Consider the following 15,541-nt stretch of genomic DNA (forward strand, 5'->3'; position numbering starts at 1 on the left):
TCAACGGCAGACTCGAACACCTCCGCGGCATCGCCCTGGGCTTCCGCAACGAGGTCCACTACCGACTCCGAAGCCTCCTGGAGACCGGAGGGTTCAGACCCCGACTACACCCTGGATCCTGAAGAGCCGGTCAACTGCCCGCCTTCCGAGCCATGGTGGGGTTCTTCATCCTCTGTCTGCTGATCAGCCTGTCGATGGGAGTGCCGTGCAGCCCCTACGTCATCGACTGGCGGATCGAGGATCTCGGTCTGGCCATCCTGGTGCTGAGCGTCGGCGCCGCGATGTGCTGGCCCAGGCTCAATCTCCGGATCTGCACCCTGCTGGCGGTCGCGACGATGGCGGCGCAGATCATCATGCTGGCCAACCTGCGGCTGACCCCGGAACCCGAGTGGCAGGAGTGGTTCATCGGATTCAGCCTCGGAGTCTTCGCACCACTGGCATGGCGTACCCGGAGCCGACTGTGGTGGCTGGTCGCTGTTGCGAGCCTGCCCGTGGTGACGGCCGGAGCGGCGATCCTCGGCGGCCACGACATCGGCTGGCTGATGGCCAGCCGGGCGAGCTCGTTCAGCTTCCCGGTGGTGATGTCGATGGGGGCCGCCTGGGCTGCCAGCAGCATGGACGCCGCCCTGGAGATGGTCCGTGACCGGCGTCGGAGGATCTCCGAGGCGATTCGGTGGAGGGCCCATGCCGACGCGGTGCGGCTGGAAACCGAGCGTCGTCTGGCGGCCATCGGCGGGGATCCTCTGGTGATGCTCGAGAGGTTGTCGGCGGGGATGCCGATCGACGCTGAGGTGCGTCGGGAGTGCGCCATCCTGGAGGCCTCCACCAGGGACCTGCTGGTCGCCCCCCATGTGGTCTCCGCGACCATGCACCGAAGCTTCCGGAAGGCGCGCGAACGCGGCGCCACCGTCGTGATGACCGGCGTCGATCCGGTCGACGCCGACCGCGCCGAGATGGCCGCTCTCTTCCGGAGGGTGTGTGTCCGGCTCGCCGGGGAGGCCGGCGAGGGAGCCAGACTGACCTGCCGCTGGGCTCCCCGATCATCCCCCGGGCAGGCCACCGTGGCGCTGTCCGGGGCGACGCCCGGGGCGGCCGCCGGAGTCTCCGAGATCCTCGGCGGCGGTGGGTCCGCGGGTCAGGTGAGTGCCGAGGTCATCGCGGACGGCGACGATCTGCTGGTGATTCTCACAGTCCCGAGGACTCCCGGCGGGGACGCGCCGGCACCCGAAGACTGCCAGCAGGGTGCCGAACAGACCGAGACTGCTGCCGGCCCGCGCTGAATGTGTCGACCTGGCCGATTCCTTCATGGCCCGTGTTGTTCAGAGCTTCGGTGACGATTGCGCATCAGAGGATCGGCGACACTCCAGGTAGCATGATGTCGACATTGCTAGACAAGTCAGGGAGACGCCATGGGTGAGATCCCGGGGGAGAATCTGGAGGACCGTTTTCTGCGGCATCGACTGGAGTGGCATGAACACTCTGAGAAGGCGTTGAGAAACTGCCATACAAGAGTGAACTGGTTGTCTGTAGATGAATCAGAGTTCAGGCTCACGGGCACGGTATCGACGCGTAGCGCCCTGCTTCGTTTCATCTATGAGGAGCAAGTATCCTCATTCCTGTCCTGCGGCATAGAGGTGATGCGTCTTGAGGACTCGGGACAGTTCTCCGATCTCTTGGAGGCGACCGATGAACTCATCGACGTATCGGTCAACTTCATTGCAGGAAACTACACCCTGAGAAATGACAAGAACACACTTTGGCTGGACATTCCCTACGTCACTGGTGATGGAGATCACTGCGTACAACAGGCCTACAATCAGGAGCCGCTCTTCGACAGAATTCATCGGTTCGTGCGGAACGTGATCCGATAGGGTCGGAGAATTGACGCCGAGCAGTCCGGGTCACTGACTCTCGGCCCGGGAGGCGAAGACGTTCAGCCCGAGTGCCCGCGACAGGTGTGCGATCGCGCACCGGCCGCGCACACTGTTTCCCGCCGGGTCCAGCCGCGGGGAGAACGCCCCGATCGCGCACTTTCCAGGGGCGATCGCGACGATGCCGCCCGACACTCCCGACTTCGCGGGGATCCCGATCTTGAAGAGCCCCTCTCCCGACCGCTCGTACATGCCACTCGCCGCGAGCATGGAGAGGGTGTCGCGACACACGGCCGCTGAGATCACCTGCTCGCCGGTGACAGGGTTCACCCCGCCGTCGGCGAGAGTGGCGCCCATCACGGACAGGTCGTGAGTGGAGACCATCAGGGCGCACTGCCGGGTGTAGACGTCGACCGTCTCCACCGGGTCGCCATCAAGTCGGCCGTAGCTCTGGAGCAGCTGGGCGATCGCCCGGTTGCGGACATTGGTCGCCATCTCGGAGGCGTAGACCTCGTCGTCCACCTCGAGCCGGCGACCGGCGAATGCCGACAGTCCCGTGCGGATCGCCTCCCACCGCTCGGCGGTGTCGGTACCGGGCATCAGAGCGGTGGTGGCGATGGCGCCGGCGTTCACCATGGGATTCATCGGATGTCCGTCGTTGAGCTCGATCGCCATCACCGAGTTGAACGGAAGTCCGGTGTTGTTGACCCCGACGCGGTCCTTGACGATCCGATGCCCGCGTGAGTTGCACACCAGCGCGTACACGAAGGCCTTTGAGATCGACTGGATGGAGAACGGATGGCCGCTGTCGCCGACGTCGTGGGTCGCACCGTCGACCTCCGCCACGGAGATGCCGAACGACGCCGGGTCCGCCTCGGCGAGAAGGGGGATGTAGTCCGCCACCTGGCCGTCATCGAGGTGGCGGTAGCGATCGTGGGCCTCGACGGTCAACCTCTCGACCTGTTCCCAGGCGGGGAGACGACCGGTCGACACCTGTTGTTCGACGTGGTCGACGTCTTCGACGCTGTCGGACCCGGAGGTGATCATCAGGCGGCCATGCGGGGGTACACGCCTATCCGGCGGCCAGGATCCGCTGCTTCTGGGCCTCGAACTCGGCGTCGGTGAGCACTCCCGCCTCGCGCAGCTGGCCGAGTTGGGTCAACTGGTCGAGCATCGTCGCAGTCGAGGAGTTCCCGGCGGGCGCGGTTGCCGGGGCGGCAGCCGGTGCCACGGGGGACGGCGGGGCGGCAGGGGCCGCGTTCTGGGCGGCCCAGCGCTGCTTCTGACGGCGATGGGTGCTGCCGATGACCCTGGTCGCGACGTGGGCGCGGGCGGCAGTGCGGAGCAGGCTCATGAGGGCTGTCCTTCCGTGACGGCGAGTTCGAGATCGGCGACGGCGATCCCACCGGTGAGAATCTCGGTTCCGCCGGCCCGCGTCCAGGCCGCTGCGGTCTCGGCGAGAGACCGGTCCTCGTAGACGACCACGAGGGCGAACTGCTCGTCGTGGATCTCCGCGGCGATCGTGGCGATGTCCTCCTCGTCGAGGATGCCGGACTCGATTCCCTCGAAGATCTCCAGATCGACTGCCGAGAACGCGGCCAGTCCGCTGAGGGCCTCCCTGGTCGCGGTGCCCGTGGCCGGGTCGCGGGTGATGAGCTCCATGTCGAGGACCTCGATGGTGCCGTCCTCGACCTGCTGGAGGAGAGTCTGGAGTCCGTCATTGAGGTCGGCTCCGCGATCGAAGGCGAAGACGACGTAGTCGACGGGTCCAGAGAACAGTTCGGTAGCCACTGACAGCCTCTTTCTCCGGTGGGCCTGTGGACGGCATGGGGTGCTCAGACCACAGGAGCGGTCCGAGGTGCCGCCAGAGCGACACCCTATCCCGCCCGTCTCCCTCCGGGGGACGAACCGGCGATGGGCTCACACGGTGTCGGTCACACGGTGCCGACCAGCCTCAGTCGAGGGTCTTCCCGTCTACCTTGAAGGTCACCTGGGTCGACGACGCCACCGTCCGGGCAACCGTGCACTCCTTGTCGCGGGACAGCTTGACGAGACGCTCGACCAGCCCGGCGGCCTCCCGGCCCTCGTCGGTGTCGCGGAAGTGCACCGCGAAGTCCAGGGTGACCGGGTCGAGACGGTTGCCACCGGTCTCGTCGACCATCCGCTGGCCGCTCACCACCACCTCGAACTGCTGCGGCTCGTCGCGCCGGCTGGTGACCAGGTCGACGTCGACCGACGAGCAGCCGCCGATCGCCGCCAGCAGCAGCTCCACCGGCGTGAAGTCGTCGTCGGCCCCCGAACCCAGTCGAACCTGACCGCCGCGCGCATTCGTGGCGACATAGCGTCCCTCGGACTTGCGGGTGACGGTGACCTTCTTGGTGGCTGACGGCATGACGACCTCTTGGTGCTCTGACATGTGTGTGGGCTCACTGTCGGACCGTGCAGGGTCCGACTGAGCAACTTCGCCCATTGTGCGCCCGCGCCCGGTGAATGTCATTCCGCGGTCGCCCACCGGCCGAGGTGGTCCCGCCGATCCGATTCTGCGCGACCGCTACTTGCTCCCGGCGGCCTGGATCCCGATCTGCTGGGCCAGATCCGCCAGATCCTGACGGGACTGGTCCTGCAACCCCATCGCCAGCACCGCGGTGCTCTCCTGCAGCACCACGCAGCCGGTGTCGTTGTGGTCGGCGTCGACTCCGCACAGGGCGGTACCCGACCGGTCGGACAGCTCCTGCTGGGTCACCGAGGTCATCCCCGCCTCCGACATGAACTTCTTCAGATCGGCCTGGGGGCGACTCATCAGAATCACGGCGGAGTCCTTCCCGCCCTTGGAGTAGGTGGCCGAGATGACGGTGCTGCCGGCCTGGGTCGAGGGAGATGCGGCGGCATTCGGGTCGCGGGTGTAGTCGCCGATCTGGACCGGGAGCTCGAGCTTCCAGGTCGAGCTGGCCACCGGGCTGGCGGAGCGGGTGCTCGGCTGGATGGAGTTGATGGCGTAGGCCGCGAAACCGACCACCAGGGCGATCACGAGCACGACGATGGTGCCGACGGCCATCACCTTGTGGGAGGGGGCCCGGTCGTCCTGGTGGGGATCGTCGGCGGCCCTGCTGGGTCCCCGGCGCGCGGCCTGTCCGGCGGACGGGGCAGTGGTCTTCCCAGTGGAAGGGTCGGTCCCGGGGGAGTCCTCGGCGGGGTCGGCTCCCCGGCGGGGCCTCTCCTCGTCGGGAAGCGGTTCGTTCTCGTGATCGGTCATCGCGGCCTCACCCGACGACCTCGTCGAGGGCCTTGATGAGGGCGCGCCTGGAGCGTCCTCCCGGCCAGGACCTCACCAGGCGTCCGTCCCGCCACACCTGAATGGTCGGCAGGGACAGGATCTGCTGGTCGGCGGCGGTGCGCTGGTTGGCATTGGTGTCCACCGTGGCGAAGGTCATCCGGTCGCCGTAGGTCTCCGAGAGCTCCGCGACGACCGGGGACAGCTGCTTGCACGGTGCGCACCAGTCGGCCCAGTAGTCGACCAGGACCGGCCGGGCCGAGCCCAGCACCACCGATGCGAAGGTCGCATCGGTGACTTCGATGACCTGGCTCATGGCTCACCTCTCGGATGGGGGGACTCGACGATCTTAGAGGACGGTCGGGACACACCGAAGGACGCCGAGGAGTACCGCAGAAGTGCCGGCACGGACCCGACGCATAGGGTGCTCCCATGCCACCGCGCTCTCCGCTGCCCCAGCGTCACGGCCTGGAGTCCGCCTGGGTGCGCACCCCCGACCAGGGGGAGTGCCGGCGTCTGGCGGCGGCCGACGGCGTCCCGCCGGCCGGATCGGGACAGGCTCCCTGGGCCACGATGCGCGACTTCCTGGTGTGGAAACTTCCCAGGATCGGGCCGGCCCGGATCGACGAGATGCTCGCCCGGGGACGATTCGTGGGGTGCGACGGGGACGCGATGGACCGCGCCACCCCGTTCACCGCGCAGACCTTCGTCTACTTCCACCGGGACCTGCCGGTCGAGAAGCCGGTGCCCTTCCCGATCGAGATCCTCCACCGGGACGAGCGGATCCTGGTGGTCGACAAACCGCACTTCCTGTCCTCGATCCCCCGCGGCGCCCACGTGCTGGAGTCGGTGGTGGTCAAACTGCGGACCCAACTGGGAATGCCGGAGCTGACGGTCGCCCACCGACTGGACCGGGTCACCGCCGGAGTACTGATCCTCACCTGTCAACGTCGGTGGCGGCGGCCCTACCAGGAACTCTTCGAGCACCACCAGGTGCACAAGATCTACCGGGCCGTCGCCCCGGCCCTCGACCTGCCCCCCGAGGGGGTCGCGGTCGCCAGTCACATCGTCAAGCAGCGCGGCGTCCTCCAGGCGACCGAGCTGCCCGGGTCACCGCCGAATGCGCGCACCCGGATCCGGCTCCTGGAGCGCCGGGGCGATCTGGGCCTCTACGAGGCCCTCCCGCTGACCGGCAAGACCCATCAGATCCGGCTCCATCTCATGCGGCTGGGGGCGCCGATCCTCAACGACCCCTTCTACCCCGAGGTGCTCGACATCCCGGTCGACGACTTCAGCCGCCCGCTCCAGCTCCAGGCCTTCGAGGCCTCCTTCACCGACCCCGTCACCGGCGAGCCGCGCTGCTTCCGCTCCCGACGGACCCTGTCCTGCTGGCCCGGGGTCACTGGGCGACGGTGAATCGCGCCCCTCGGTGGGCCGGCGTCTCCAGCTCGTCGAGGATGGCCACGGCGAAGGTTCCCGAGCTGACGAAGCTGCCGGCGGGCGAGTCGAGGGCCACCGAGTAGTGGTCCGCGGCGTCTCCGGGGGCAATCTCGGGTGCCGGGGAGATCAGCGTCCAGTCGAGCCCGTGGGATGCCCGGTACAGGCCCAGCACGGTCGAGAAGGCCTCGGCCTCCGGCTTGTAGAGAGGCGGGAACCCCGGTCCGTCCTTGAGCTCGACCCCGTCGGCCAGCAGGGATCCGGCGCCGCCGACCACCAGCAGGCGTCCGGTCGGTGCGGCGGCGATGAGATCGCGGTGGGCCTTGATGACGGGCTCGGCCGAGCCACCGGTGCGGTCGGTCGGCACAGCGATGACGGTGGCGTCCGAGGCGTTGATGAGGTCGACGACGGCCGCGGTGTCCGACAGGTCAGCGGCGACCGGGGTGGTTCCCTCGACCGCCGTGCCACCACGGGTGACGGCGGTCACCTGGTGTCCGCGGGACAACGCCTCGGCGACGACGCGGGAGCCGACCATGCCGGTGGCCCCGATGACGGTGATGTTCATGTGTCCTCCTGAGAAGTACGGCGGATCGGGAGTGATCTCGATCCCACGCGATTCACGGTATACGGTGGTAACGAAGTACCTCAAGGTAACTGAAGGAGTGTGAGGGCGTGTCAACCACCGCGCAGCCGAGGACCGTCGGGACGGGACCGCGGCGCAGCAGCTCGCCGCAGGGGCCGATGGCCTTCGACGTGATGAACCCGGCCTGTCCCTCCCGCACCGTGCTGAGGCACCTCACCGACCGCTGGACCCCGCTCATCGTCTCCGCCCTGGCGCCGGGGTCGCTGCGCTTCGGACAGTTGCGCAGCCAGGTCGCCGGGGTGACGGCGAAGGTCCTCACTCAGACGCTGAGGTCGATGGAGCGCGACGGACTGCTCACCCGGACGGTGACGGCGTCGGTGCCCCCGCGGGTGGACTACGACCTCACCGCGCTCGGGCAGAGTCTGATTCCTCCGATCGGTGCGCTGCGTGACTGGGCCGAGGGCCATGCCGGCGAGGTGCTGGCCGCCCGACGGGCCTGGGACGCCGGCAGCGGCGAGGCCTGAGGGATCGGAGGGGGCTGAGGGATCGGAGGGATCGAAGCATTCGGGCGTTGTGGGGCCCCGGAGCCACCGGCCTGCTGGTCGCTGCTGGTTCGACGGCCCCGGGTGCGGAAGAATTGGCAACGGTGCGACGGTCACCCTTGGAGTCCCTGTGAAGCAGCAGTGTGATCAGGAGGCTCAGAGGCAGTCCTCATCTCTCACACAGGAAGCCGGGCCAGCATGATGTCCATGGATGACAGCAACAGGAGCTCCGGCGAGGCCCCCCGCGACGGAGCGGAGTGGTCTCAGGACGGCGTCCGGCCCGATGGTTCCGGTCAGCCGATTGACTCCGGTCAGCCCGCCGGTCCGGGTCAGCCCGCCGAGCCGACCGTGTGGAGCGGGTGGGACACCCTGGACGCCTCGGCCGGCACACCCGCCGACCAGGCCCCGAAGACCGCCGCGGAGGCCGGGGGCCAGTCCCCCACCGGTCCCGGCAGCGACGCCGGACAGCAGGGCCACCCCTCCCCGTCCGGCTCCGACCCCCGGCAGGGTGATAGCTCTCCATGGGGTGCCGAGTCCTCACAGGGGTACGGGTATCAGAGTCAACCCTCGGCGTCCCAGTCCAACACCGGGCCCTACTCCCAGCCGTATTCGCAGACCTGGCAGGACTCGGGGACCTCGCCCTACTCCAGTCAGGGCCAGTACCCGGGCCAGGGGCAGCAGGGTCCGTACGCGGGGCAGGGGCAGTACCCGAACGCCTCCTACCCGGGGCAGGGGCAGTCGGCCAACCGGGCCCCGTACCCGGGCCCGGCGGCACCCAACCCGTCACAGGGTGCGGGCTCAGCACAGGGCTTCGGCTCCTCCCAGGGATCCTGGGGGCAGGGCCCCGCCGGACAGTACGCGCCACCGGCGTCCGGCCCTGCCACGACCACCCAGCGCGGCCGCGGCACCGGGATGAAGGCCGGGGCGGTCGCCCTGGTCGCGGTCCTGGCCGCCGGGGCGGGCGGTCTGTCCGGCTGGGCGGTGAGCAGCCAGACCCAGAACGACGCCGCCACCACGAGCTCCTCGGTCGCCCCGAGCGCCTCTGGCACCCGGGTGATCCAGGGCAATGCCTCGAACCCGGACTGGACCGCCACCGCCAAGGCCGTCTCCAACTCGGTGGTCTCCATCTCGGTGAAGACCGGGCAGGGCACCGGAGCCGGTTCCGGCGTCGTTCTCAACACCAAGGGCGACATCGTCACCAACAACCACGTCGTCGCGGCCGGCGGGTCCGGCGGCACCATCGCGGTCTCGATGGGCGACAAGACCTACGAGGCCACGATCGTCGGCACCGATCCGTCCACCGACCTCGCCGTGATCCGCCTGGGCCAGGTGCCCAAGGACCTCACCCCGATCACACTCGGCAACTCCGACCAGCTCGCCGTCGGCGCCCCGGTGATGGCGATCGGAAACCCGTTGGGACTGTCGGGATCGGTCACCACCGGCATCATCAGCGCCCTCAACCGCCCGGTGACGACGTCGACCGGGGACCAGGGCCAGGCCAGCGGCTCCGACTCCGCCGGTGTGGTCGTCACCAGCGCCATCCAGACCAGCGCCCCGATCAATCCGGGCAACTCCGGCGGCGCCCTGGTCAACGCCGATGGCCAGCTGATCGGGATCAACTCCTCGATCGCCAGCCTGTCCTCGGGGTCGTCGAACTCCCAGTCCGGCAGCATCGGGATCGGATTCGCCATTCCGGTCAACCAGGTGAAGATCATCACCGACCAGCTCATCGCCTCGGGCAAGGCCCGGCACGCCTACCTCGGCGTCACCACCGCCACCGGCACCGCGACCGTCGCGGGCGTGACGACCACGGGGGCGACGGTGCGATCGGTCCAGGCCGACTCGCCGGCCGACAGGGCCGGGATCAGGGAGGGGGACGTCGTCATCTCGATGAACTCGACGACGGTCACCTCCGGGGAGTCCCTGGTCGGGCTGGTGCGGTCCCGCAAGGTCGGGGAGAGAGTGACCCTGACGGTGGTCCGCGACGGCTCCCAGCAGAAGATCCAGGTGACCCTGGCGGCGTCCGCCCGGTGAGCCCGGGAGCCGGCGTCACATCAGGTCCAGGACTGCCCGGGCCGTCTCGTCGTCGACCACCAGATCGGTGGCCACCCGCGCCCTGAGGGCCGCCAGCAGGGCCTTGGCCTTGGCGCGTCCGGCCACCACGCAGACCCTGCGCGGCACCTTCTGGAGCTGGTGCGGGGTCATCCCGGTGGCCCGCTCGTTGAACGGGATGTCGGTGAAGGACCCGTCGGCCTTGAGGAAGACGGTGTTGACGTCGCCGACCACCCCGTAGGCGGTCAGCTCGCTCATCTCGGCCTCGGTGAGATAGCCCGCGGAGTACACGTGGGAGGGCACCGGGGCATCGAGGGCTCCCAGCCCGAAGACCGCCAGATCCAGGTTCCGCTGGGCCGCCAGCACCGACTGCACGGCCCTCTCGCGCCACATCGCGACCTTGGTCTGGGGGTCGTCGAAGAAGGCGGGGACCGGGAAGTGCACGACCTCCCCCTGGAAGGCCTGGGCCATCCGCGTCATGATCGCCCCGGTGTAGGGGATGCCGAAGCTGCCGGGATTGGCGGCCCCGTTCATCTGGACCACCCGCACGTTGCGGACGTCCTTGGGGACGAGGTGCTGGGTGATGGCGTCCAGGGTGGTTCCCCAGGCCAGTCCGATGGAGACGCCGTCATGGACGAGATCGGTGATGTGCTGGCCGGCGATCCGGGCCACCTGGTCGAGGCGGTGCACCTCGGTGGTTCCCGAGCGGACCGGGACGATGGTGGTGCGCACCCCGAACATCCTCGACAGGGAGGTGCCCAGGCCGGTGCGGGCGCCGGTCGGCTGGGCCAGGCTGATCCGGACCAGCCCGGTCTCCCGGGCCTGCTTGAGGAGACGGGAGACGGTGGATCGCGAGGTGCCCAGATGCTTGGCGATGACCTCCATGGTCTCGCCCTGCATGTAGTACATGGACGCCGCCGTCCAGAGGTCGTCCGCCCACTCGTTCATACTCTTCCCTTCAGGATGCACGTTAGTGCACGCTCGCTGATGCCATGTTCACGGCCATGGTTTAATTCGGACAGTTCGGCGCGCAAAGCCGGACCGGGTGCGGTGAGATCGTCCACGACGGATGACCACGCGGCCCTCGTCGGACGGATGTCACTGGTGACATCCCCTTCATAGGAGTCCTTCATGGTTCTGGAAACGGCGGTTCCCGCCGCGACCGCATTCGGGTCCGAGTTCCTTGGAACAATGATCCTCATCATCCTTGGTGTGGGCGTCGTGGCGAACAATCTTCTCCCCAAGTCGAAGGGTCGGGCCAATGCTCCAGGTTCCCTCCAGATCAACTGGGGCTGGGGTTTCGGCGTCATGTTCGGCGTCTACACAGCCTACAAGACCGGTGGGCAGCTGAACCCCGCCGTCACCGTCGGCCTGTGGCTGGCCGGTAAAGACCTCGCTCCCGGCCTCCCGGCCAACGCGACCAACATCCTGGTCTGCATCGCCGGTCAGTTCGCCGGCGCCTTCGTCGGTGCCGTCATCGCCTGGCTGGCCTACAAGCAGCACTACGACGAGGACTGCGACCCCGCGCTCAAGCTGGGCACCTTCGCCACCGGCCCCGAGATCCGCAGCCCCTTCTGGAACACCATGACCGAGCTCATCGGCACCTGGGTGCTGCTGATCTGGGTCCTGCTGTCCGGCTACACCACGACCGCCATCGGCCCGCTCGGCGTTGCTCTGCTGATCGTCGCGATCGGCGCCTCCCTCGGTGGCCCGACCGGGTACGCCATCAACCCTGCTCGTGACCTCGGTCCGCGTATCGCCCACGCCGTGTTGCCGATCAAGGGCAAGGGCAGCTCCGACTGGGGCTACTCCTGGGTTCCGATCGTCGGCCCGATGCTCGGTGCCATCCTCGCCGCGCTCACCTACCGGGTGTTCTGGCTCTGACACGTCGTGCGGGGGACGGCGGCCAGCCGTCTCCCGGAGGGCATCCAGTTCAGTTGGTGTGACCGGGGCCCATCGGCGGGCAGTCCGTCGACGGGCACCCCGGGTGGACTCCTTCGAGTCCCCGGTGGGATACGTCGGCCGCCTCGGTGGCCGGTGGTTCGACTGGGTGTGATACCAACGATGGTGGTGGTGCTGAGGCATAACGGCTTGTCACGGCGTCACCGGACAATCGAATAGACAACTCCATATCCAGTGCTCAGTCAGCACGTGGAGACGGTCGACAGCAGACGTCGTGGACGACGTCGGTCAGGAGACCGGATCCGAGGAAGACCGGTCGGATCACCTGAGGATCCGGCCGGGATGGACCGACAACATCGGGCGGCGCTTCGCCCCATCGACCTCCGGAGCACCGCTGCGGAGTCTCGACACAGAAAGGGATCACTCATGAGTGACCAGCAGTACGTTCTCGCCATCGACGAGGGGACCACCTCCGCTCGCGCGATCATCTTCGACCACGCCGGCACGGTGGTCTCGGTCGGTCAGCAGGAGTTCGAGCAGATCTTCCCGCGTGCCGGCTGGGTGGAGCACGACCCGATCGAGATCATGGAGGCGGTCAGGGAGGTCGTCGGCCAGGCCCTCGGCAAGGCCTCCATCAACCGCCACCAGCTGGCCGCCATCGGCATCACCAACCAGCGCGAGACCACCATCGTCTGGGACAAGAACACCGGACAGCCGGTCTACAACGCCATCGTCTGGCAGGACGGCCGCACCACCTCCATCGTCAACGAGATCAACGCCGGGGACCCCGCCGGCTCCGAGCGCTACCGCCAGATCACCGGCGAGAACGTCTCCAACTACCCCTCCGCCCCGAAGATCAAGTGGATCCTCGACAACGTCGACGGCGCCCGCGAGAAGGCTGAGGCCGGGGACCTGCTCTTCGGCACCCCGGACACCTGGGTGCTGTGGAACCTCACCGGCGGCGTCAACGGCGGCATTCACGTCACCGACGTCACCAACGCGTCCCGGACTCTTCTGATGGACGTCCGCGAGCTCACCTGGCGCGAGGACATCTGCAAGGACTTCGGCATTCCGATGTCGATGCTGCCCGAGATCAAGTCCTCCTCCGAGGTCTACGGCTACGGCTCCAAGAACAGCCTGCTCATCGACACCCCGATCGCCGGCATCCTCGGCGACCAGCAGGCCGCCACCTTCGGCCAGGCCTGCTTCGAGCCCGGCAATGTGAAGAACACCTACGGAACCGGCTGCTTCACCCTGATGAACACCGGCGAGGAAGCCGTCTTCTCCAAGAACGGCCTGCTCACCACCGTCTGCTACAAGATCGGCGACAAGAAGCCCGTCTACGCTCTCGAGGGTTCGATCGCGGTGGCCGGTTCGCTGGTCCAGTGGCTGCGCGACAACCTGCAGATGATCGACTCCGCCCCGGAGATCGAGGAGCTGGCCAAGACCGTCGAGGACAACGGCGGCGCCTACTTCGTGCCGGCCTTCTCGGGCCTGTTCGCTCCGTACTGGCGCACCGAGGCCCGCGGCGCCCTGGTCGGCCTCACCCGCTACGTCAACCGCGGCCACCTGGCCCGCGCCGTCATCGAGGCGACCGCCTTCCAGACACGCGAGGTCGTCGACGCCATGAACGCCGACTCCGGCGTCCCGCTGACCGCCCTCAAGGTCGACGGTGGCATGACCGCCAACGAGACCCTGATGCAGTTCCAGGCCGACCAGGTCGGCGTTCCGGTGATCCGTCCGGTGGTCGCCGAGACCACCGCGCTGGGTGCCGCCTACGCGGCCGGCATCGCCGTCGGCTTCTGGAACGGCGAGCAGGACGTCATCGACAACTGGGCCGAGGACAAGCGCTGGGAGCCCAAGGGCGAGGAGAAGGAGCGCGAGCGTCTCTACCGCAACTGGAAGAAGGCCGTCACCAAGACCTTCGACTGGGTCGACGACGACGTGATCGACTGAGCATCAGTCAGTGCTGAGCGGCTGAGCAGCTGCTGGTGTGGCTGCTGGGCAGGATGGCCGGTGGCTGCTGGGCCGATGAGGGGCTGAGCAGCTGACTGCCTGACCGAGCCGACAGGGCGGGGAGAGGACCTGGAGTCCTCTCCCCGCCCTGTTTCTGCGTGCTTGTGGGTGTGGGGTGGCCGGAGTGCGGAGGATGGGTGGTCGGGTTGGGGCAAGCAGACGGCCATCCACGATGCTCGCGAAGTTCGACGATGCTCGCGCTATAGCGCGAGCATCGTCGAACTTCGCGAGCATCGTGGGAGAGGGCGTGGGAGAAGGGCGGGCGGAGGTGGGTGGACGGGGAGACCCCCGCCGGATGGCCGGCGGGGGTCTGGCAAAGCGCAAGGACGGGTCAGCGGTGGGGTTGGGACTGTCGCAGTCCCAGGCCCTTCTTCGTGTAGTGGGTCGGGGCGTTGGTCCCGAAGGTCCCGGTGACAGATCGTCCCAGGAGTTCACCGAGGGAGTCCGACTTCGCCCGCTCTGCGGCCTGGCGGGTGGACTGTTCATCGCCGAGCGCCGCCAGCACCGTCTCGACCACATCGTCAGGGGCTGAGGGGGCGTTCTGGGAGGCGAGAAGATCGCTCACCCAACTGCACTCGGGGTCGTTCAGACTGTCATCGTTGAGCCGGCTGTCATCCACGGTGGCCTCCTTCGAAACCGGGTGCGCGTCCTGTGAGGGCTCGCCACGTCTCAGATGGGACGCGCCAGGGTCGCCGGCAGTTCCCATCCCCTGCCTGTCTGCGTCTCCTCCACCCGCCAAGGGGTCGGACGTCGTCACCGCGACCCTGCTGGTCGCCTGCTCCGGTCGACGTCGGCGGTGACCCCCGTCCGGCGATGACGGAGCGTCGAACCGGCCCGTCATGAGACGTTCCGCAACGGCTCCAGAAGCACCGCCAGCCGCGCCCGACCCCGCGCGCAGCGGCTCTTCACCGTCCCTTTCGGCACCCCCAGCGCCACCGAGGCCTCCTCGACGCTCATCCCCTCCATGTCCACCAGCACCAAGGCCGCCCGCTGGTCGGCATTGATGCGGCCCAGCGCCTGCTGGACGGCGTCCGCCAGCTCGGCGGACTCCACCCCGATGGTCGGGTCGTCGGAGGCCACGAGGTTGAGATCACGATCATCCCCCGGCTCCAGGGGCTGGGCCCGGCGCACCCGGTTGCGACGGATCCGGTCCAGACAGGCGTTGACCACGATCCGGTGCAACCAGCTGGTCACCGCCGAGCCCCCCCGGAAGGATCCGGCCCGCCGGAAGGCCGAGACCATCGCGTCCTGCAACGCATCGGAGGCCTCCTCCCGGTCGTGCATGGTGCGCAGCGCCACCGCCCACAGACGGTCGCGGTGTCGCAGGAAGAGCGTCTGGAAGGCGGTCGCATCGCCGGCCACGTGGATCCTCAGCAGCTCGGCGTCACTCAGTTCGTCGTGGTCTGGGGAACCGCCCGGGGTCGGGACGCTGTCCTGCGGCTCGCGTCCGGGTCCCGCCACTCCATCCCCGGGGAGGGACTCGCCGTCGCTGCGACCGGTCACGGGTTGACCTTGATCTCGGCGATCTCGCCCTGGTAGCGGCCCTGGCCGATCCGCGGCAGGGAGGTGAGGTACACCAGCAGGTATCGGCTGGAGGTCGGGTCGCTCGGCTTCAGGGTCGTGGTGCCCTGGGCGGTCGCATCGCCGGCCACCCTGGTCCAGTCGTTGATGGACGACATCGGCGCCCGTCGGCTCGAGCCGGACGGCACGTAGAGGCCCACATCGGTGGCCCCGTTGACCAGGGTCACCGTCACCGAGGAGAACCGGGTGTCCTGGCCCAGGTCGACCACCAGTCCGACTCCGGGCTTGAGCCGACCGAGCTTGGGGGAGCCGCGGTAGACCAGGGTCTTCCAGGCGGTGGTGGGCT

At 68.4% G+C, this 15,541-nt stretch carries 17 protein-coding genes; 7 read left to right on the forward strand and 10 right to left on the reverse strand.

Features of this window, described 5'->3' with window-relative positions; all coding sequences use genetic code 11:
- Positions 1 to 152: 152 nt before the first annotated feature.
- Positions 153 to 1,280, forward strand: a complete 1,128-nt coding sequence (locus H590_RS0108415; protein ID WP_028703208.1) for a hypothetical protein — start codon at positions 153 to 155, stop codon at positions 1,278 to 1,280.
- Positions 1,281 to 1,409: 129 nt separating this feature from the next.
- A complete protein-coding gene (locus H590_RS0108420; RefSeq protein WP_028703209.1) occupies positions 1,410 to 1,871 on the forward strand; it encodes a hypothetical protein in 462 nt (153 codons plus the stop codon).
- Positions 1,872 to 1,901: 30 nt separating this feature from the next.
- Here H590_RS0108420 and glsA read toward each other — a convergent pair whose 3' ends face one another.
- From glsA to H590_RS0108450, 6 genes are all read right to left on the reverse strand, one after another.
- Positions 1,902 to 2,918: a glutaminase A gene (glsA, locus tag H590_RS0108425; protein ID WP_028703210.1), complete on the reverse strand. Its 1,017-nt coding sequence runs from the start codon at positions 2,916 to 2,918 to the stop codon at positions 1,902 to 1,904.
- 25 nt (positions 2,919 to 2,943) lie between these two features.
- Positions 2,944 to 3,225 (reverse strand): SHOCT domain-containing protein, encoded by a 282-nt coding sequence (locus tag H590_RS0108430; RefSeq protein ID WP_028703211.1) that lies wholly within the window; start codon positions 3,223 to 3,225, stop codon positions 2,944 to 2,946.
- Positions 3,222 to 3,662: a hypothetical protein gene (locus tag H590_RS0108435; RefSeq protein WP_028703212.1), complete on the reverse strand. Its 441-nt coding sequence runs from the start codon at positions 3,660 to 3,662 to the stop codon at positions 3,222 to 3,224. Before H590_RS0108435 ends, H590_RS0108430 begins: the two co-directional genes overlap by 4 nt.
- A 163-nt stretch (positions 3,663 to 3,825) precedes the next feature.
- A complete protein-coding gene (locus H590_RS0108440) occupies positions 3,826 to 4,263 on the reverse strand; it encodes an OsmC family protein (protein ID WP_028703213.1) in 438 nt (145 codons plus the stop codon).
- Between the two features lie 159 nt (positions 4,264 to 4,422).
- Entirely contained in the window at positions 4,423 to 5,124 is a 702-nt protein-coding gene (locus H590_RS0108445) for a hypothetical protein (protein WP_028703214.1), read from the reverse strand.
- A gap of 7 nt (positions 5,125 to 5,131) precedes the next feature.
- Positions 5,132 to 5,458, reverse strand: coding sequence for a thioredoxin family protein (locus H590_RS0108450; protein WP_028703215.1), 327 nt, complete (start codon positions 5,456 to 5,458; stop codon positions 5,132 to 5,134).
- A 257-nt stretch (positions 5,459 to 5,715) separates the two neighbouring features.
- Here H590_RS0108450 and H590_RS0108455 point away from each other — a divergent pair, with 257 nt between their 5' ends.
- Positions 5,716 to 6,558 (forward strand): pseudouridine synthase, encoded by an 843-nt coding sequence (locus tag H590_RS0108455; RefSeq protein ID WP_028703216.1) that lies wholly within the window; start codon positions 5,716 to 5,718, stop codon positions 6,556 to 6,558.
- Here the strand turns inward: H590_RS0108455 and H590_RS0108460 are convergent.
- On the reverse strand, positions 6,542 to 7,144 hold the full coding sequence (locus tag H590_RS0108460) for an NAD(P)-dependent oxidoreductase (protein WP_028703217.1): 603 nt from the start codon (positions 7,142 to 7,144) through the stop codon (positions 6,542 to 6,544). The two genes, H590_RS0108455 and H590_RS0108460, sit on opposite strands and share 17 nt — an antisense overlap.
- 107 nt (positions 7,145 to 7,251) lie before the next feature.
- Here H590_RS0108460 and H590_RS0108465 point away from each other — a divergent pair, with 107 nt between their 5' ends.
- Both H590_RS0108465 and H590_RS19130 read left to right on the forward strand, forming a co-directional pair.
- Positions 7,252 to 7,686: a winged helix-turn-helix transcriptional regulator gene (locus H590_RS0108465; RefSeq protein ID WP_232020888.1), complete on the forward strand. Its 435-nt coding sequence runs from the start codon at positions 7,252 to 7,254 to the stop codon at positions 7,684 to 7,686.
- A 225-nt stretch (positions 7,687 to 7,911) separates the two neighbouring features.
- Positions 7,912 to 9,738 carry a trypsin-like peptidase domain-containing protein gene (locus H590_RS19130; protein WP_232020887.1) on the forward strand — a complete coding sequence of 609 codons (1,827 nt, stop codon included), beginning with the start codon at positions 7,912 to 7,914 and terminating at the stop codon, positions 9,736 to 9,738.
- 15 nt (positions 9,739 to 9,753) lie between these two features.
- On the opposite strand, the gene H590_RS0108475 is transcribed toward H590_RS19130, so the two are convergent.
- Positions 9,754 to 10,704 (reverse strand): sugar-binding transcriptional regulator, encoded by a 951-nt coding sequence (locus tag H590_RS0108475; protein ID WP_028703219.1) that lies wholly within the window; start codon positions 10,702 to 10,704, stop codon positions 9,754 to 9,756.
- 183 nt (positions 10,705 to 10,887) lie between these two features.
- On the opposite strand from H590_RS0108475, the gene H590_RS0108480 reads away from it, so the two are divergent.
- Both H590_RS0108480 and glpK read left to right on the forward strand, forming a co-directional pair.
- Complete coding sequence (locus tag H590_RS0108480; protein WP_028703220.1) at positions 10,888 to 11,640, forward strand: MIP/aquaporin family protein; 753 nt, start codon at positions 10,888 to 10,890, stop codon at positions 11,638 to 11,640.
- Between the two features lie 444 nt (positions 11,641 to 12,084).
- Positions 12,085 to 13,614, forward strand: a complete 1,530-nt coding sequence (gene glpK, locus H590_RS0108490) for a glycerol kinase GlpK (RefSeq protein WP_028703221.1) — start codon at positions 12,085 to 12,087, stop codon at positions 13,612 to 13,614.
- 391 nt (positions 13,615 to 14,005) lie between these two features.
- Here glpK and H590_RS0108495 read toward each other — a convergent pair whose 3' ends face one another.
- The gene (locus tag H590_RS0108495; protein WP_028703222.1) at positions 14,006 to 14,293 is read right to left on the reverse strand and encodes a hypothetical protein; all 288 of its coding nucleotides are present in this window, start codon (positions 14,291 to 14,293) and stop codon (positions 14,006 to 14,008) included.
- Between the two features lie 218 nt (positions 14,294 to 14,511).
- Positions 14,512 to 15,177: an RNA polymerase sigma factor SigM gene (sigM, locus tag H590_RS15710; RefSeq protein WP_232020886.1), complete on the reverse strand. Its 666-nt coding sequence runs from the start codon at positions 15,175 to 15,177 to the stop codon at positions 14,512 to 14,514.
- Between the last annotated feature and the right edge of the window lie 364 nt (positions 15,178 to 15,541).

It is taken from the genome of Acidipropionibacterium jensenii DSM 20535 (assembly GCF_000425285.1).
GTDB classification, from domain to species: Bacteria; Actinomycetota; Actinomycetes; order Propionibacteriales; family Propionibacteriaceae; genus Acidipropionibacterium; species Acidipropionibacterium jensenii.

Excerpts from the sequence above, each read along its gene's own strand:
- H590_RS0108415 (WP_028703208.1), top strand. The coding sequence starts at position 153 with ATGGTGGGGTTCTTCATCCTCTGTCTGCTGATCAGCCTGTCGATGGGA.
- H590_RS0108420 (WP_028703209.1), top strand. The coding sequence starts at position 1,410 with ATGGGTGAGATCCCGGGGGAGAATCTGGAGGACCGTTTTCTGCGGCAT.
- glsA (WP_028703210.1), bottom strand. The coding sequence starts at position 2,918 with ATGATCACCTCCGGGTCCGACAGCGTCGAAGACGTCGACCACGTCGAA.
- H590_RS0108430 (WP_028703211.1), bottom strand. The coding sequence starts at position 3,225 with ATGAGCCTGCTCCGCACTGCCGCCCGCGCCCACGTCGCGACCAGGGTC.
- H590_RS0108440 (WP_028703213.1), bottom strand. The coding sequence starts at position 4,263 with ATGCCGTCAGCCACCAAGAAGGTCACCGTCACCCGCAAGTCCGAGGGA.
- H590_RS0108445 (WP_028703214.1), bottom strand. The coding sequence starts at position 5,124 with ATGACCGATCACGAGAACGAACCGCTTCCCGACGAGGAGAGGCCCCGC.
- H590_RS0108450 (WP_028703215.1), bottom strand. The coding sequence starts at position 5,458 with ATGAGCCAGGTCATCGAAGTCACCGATGCGACCTTCGCATCGGTGGTG.
- H590_RS0108455 (WP_028703216.1), top strand. The coding sequence starts at position 5,716 with ATGCGCGACTTCCTGGTGTGGAAACTTCCCAGGATCGGGCCGGCCCGG.
- H590_RS0108460 (WP_028703217.1), bottom strand. The coding sequence starts at position 7,144 with ATGAACATCACCGTCATCGGGGCCACCGGCATGGTCGGCTCCCGCGTC.
- H590_RS19130 (WP_232020887.1), top strand. The coding sequence starts at position 7,912 with ATGGATGACAGCAACAGGAGCTCCGGCGAGGCCCCCCGCGACGGAGCG.
- H590_RS0108475 (WP_028703219.1), bottom strand. The coding sequence starts at position 10,704 with ATGAACGAGTGGGCGGACGACCTCTGGACGGCGGCGTCCATGTACTAC.
- H590_RS0108480 (WP_028703220.1), top strand. The coding sequence starts at position 10,888 with ATGGTTCTGGAAACGGCGGTTCCCGCCGCGACCGCATTCGGGTCCGAG.
- glpK (WP_028703221.1), top strand. The coding sequence starts at position 12,085 with ATGAGTGACCAGCAGTACGTTCTCGCCATCGACGAGGGGACCACCTCC.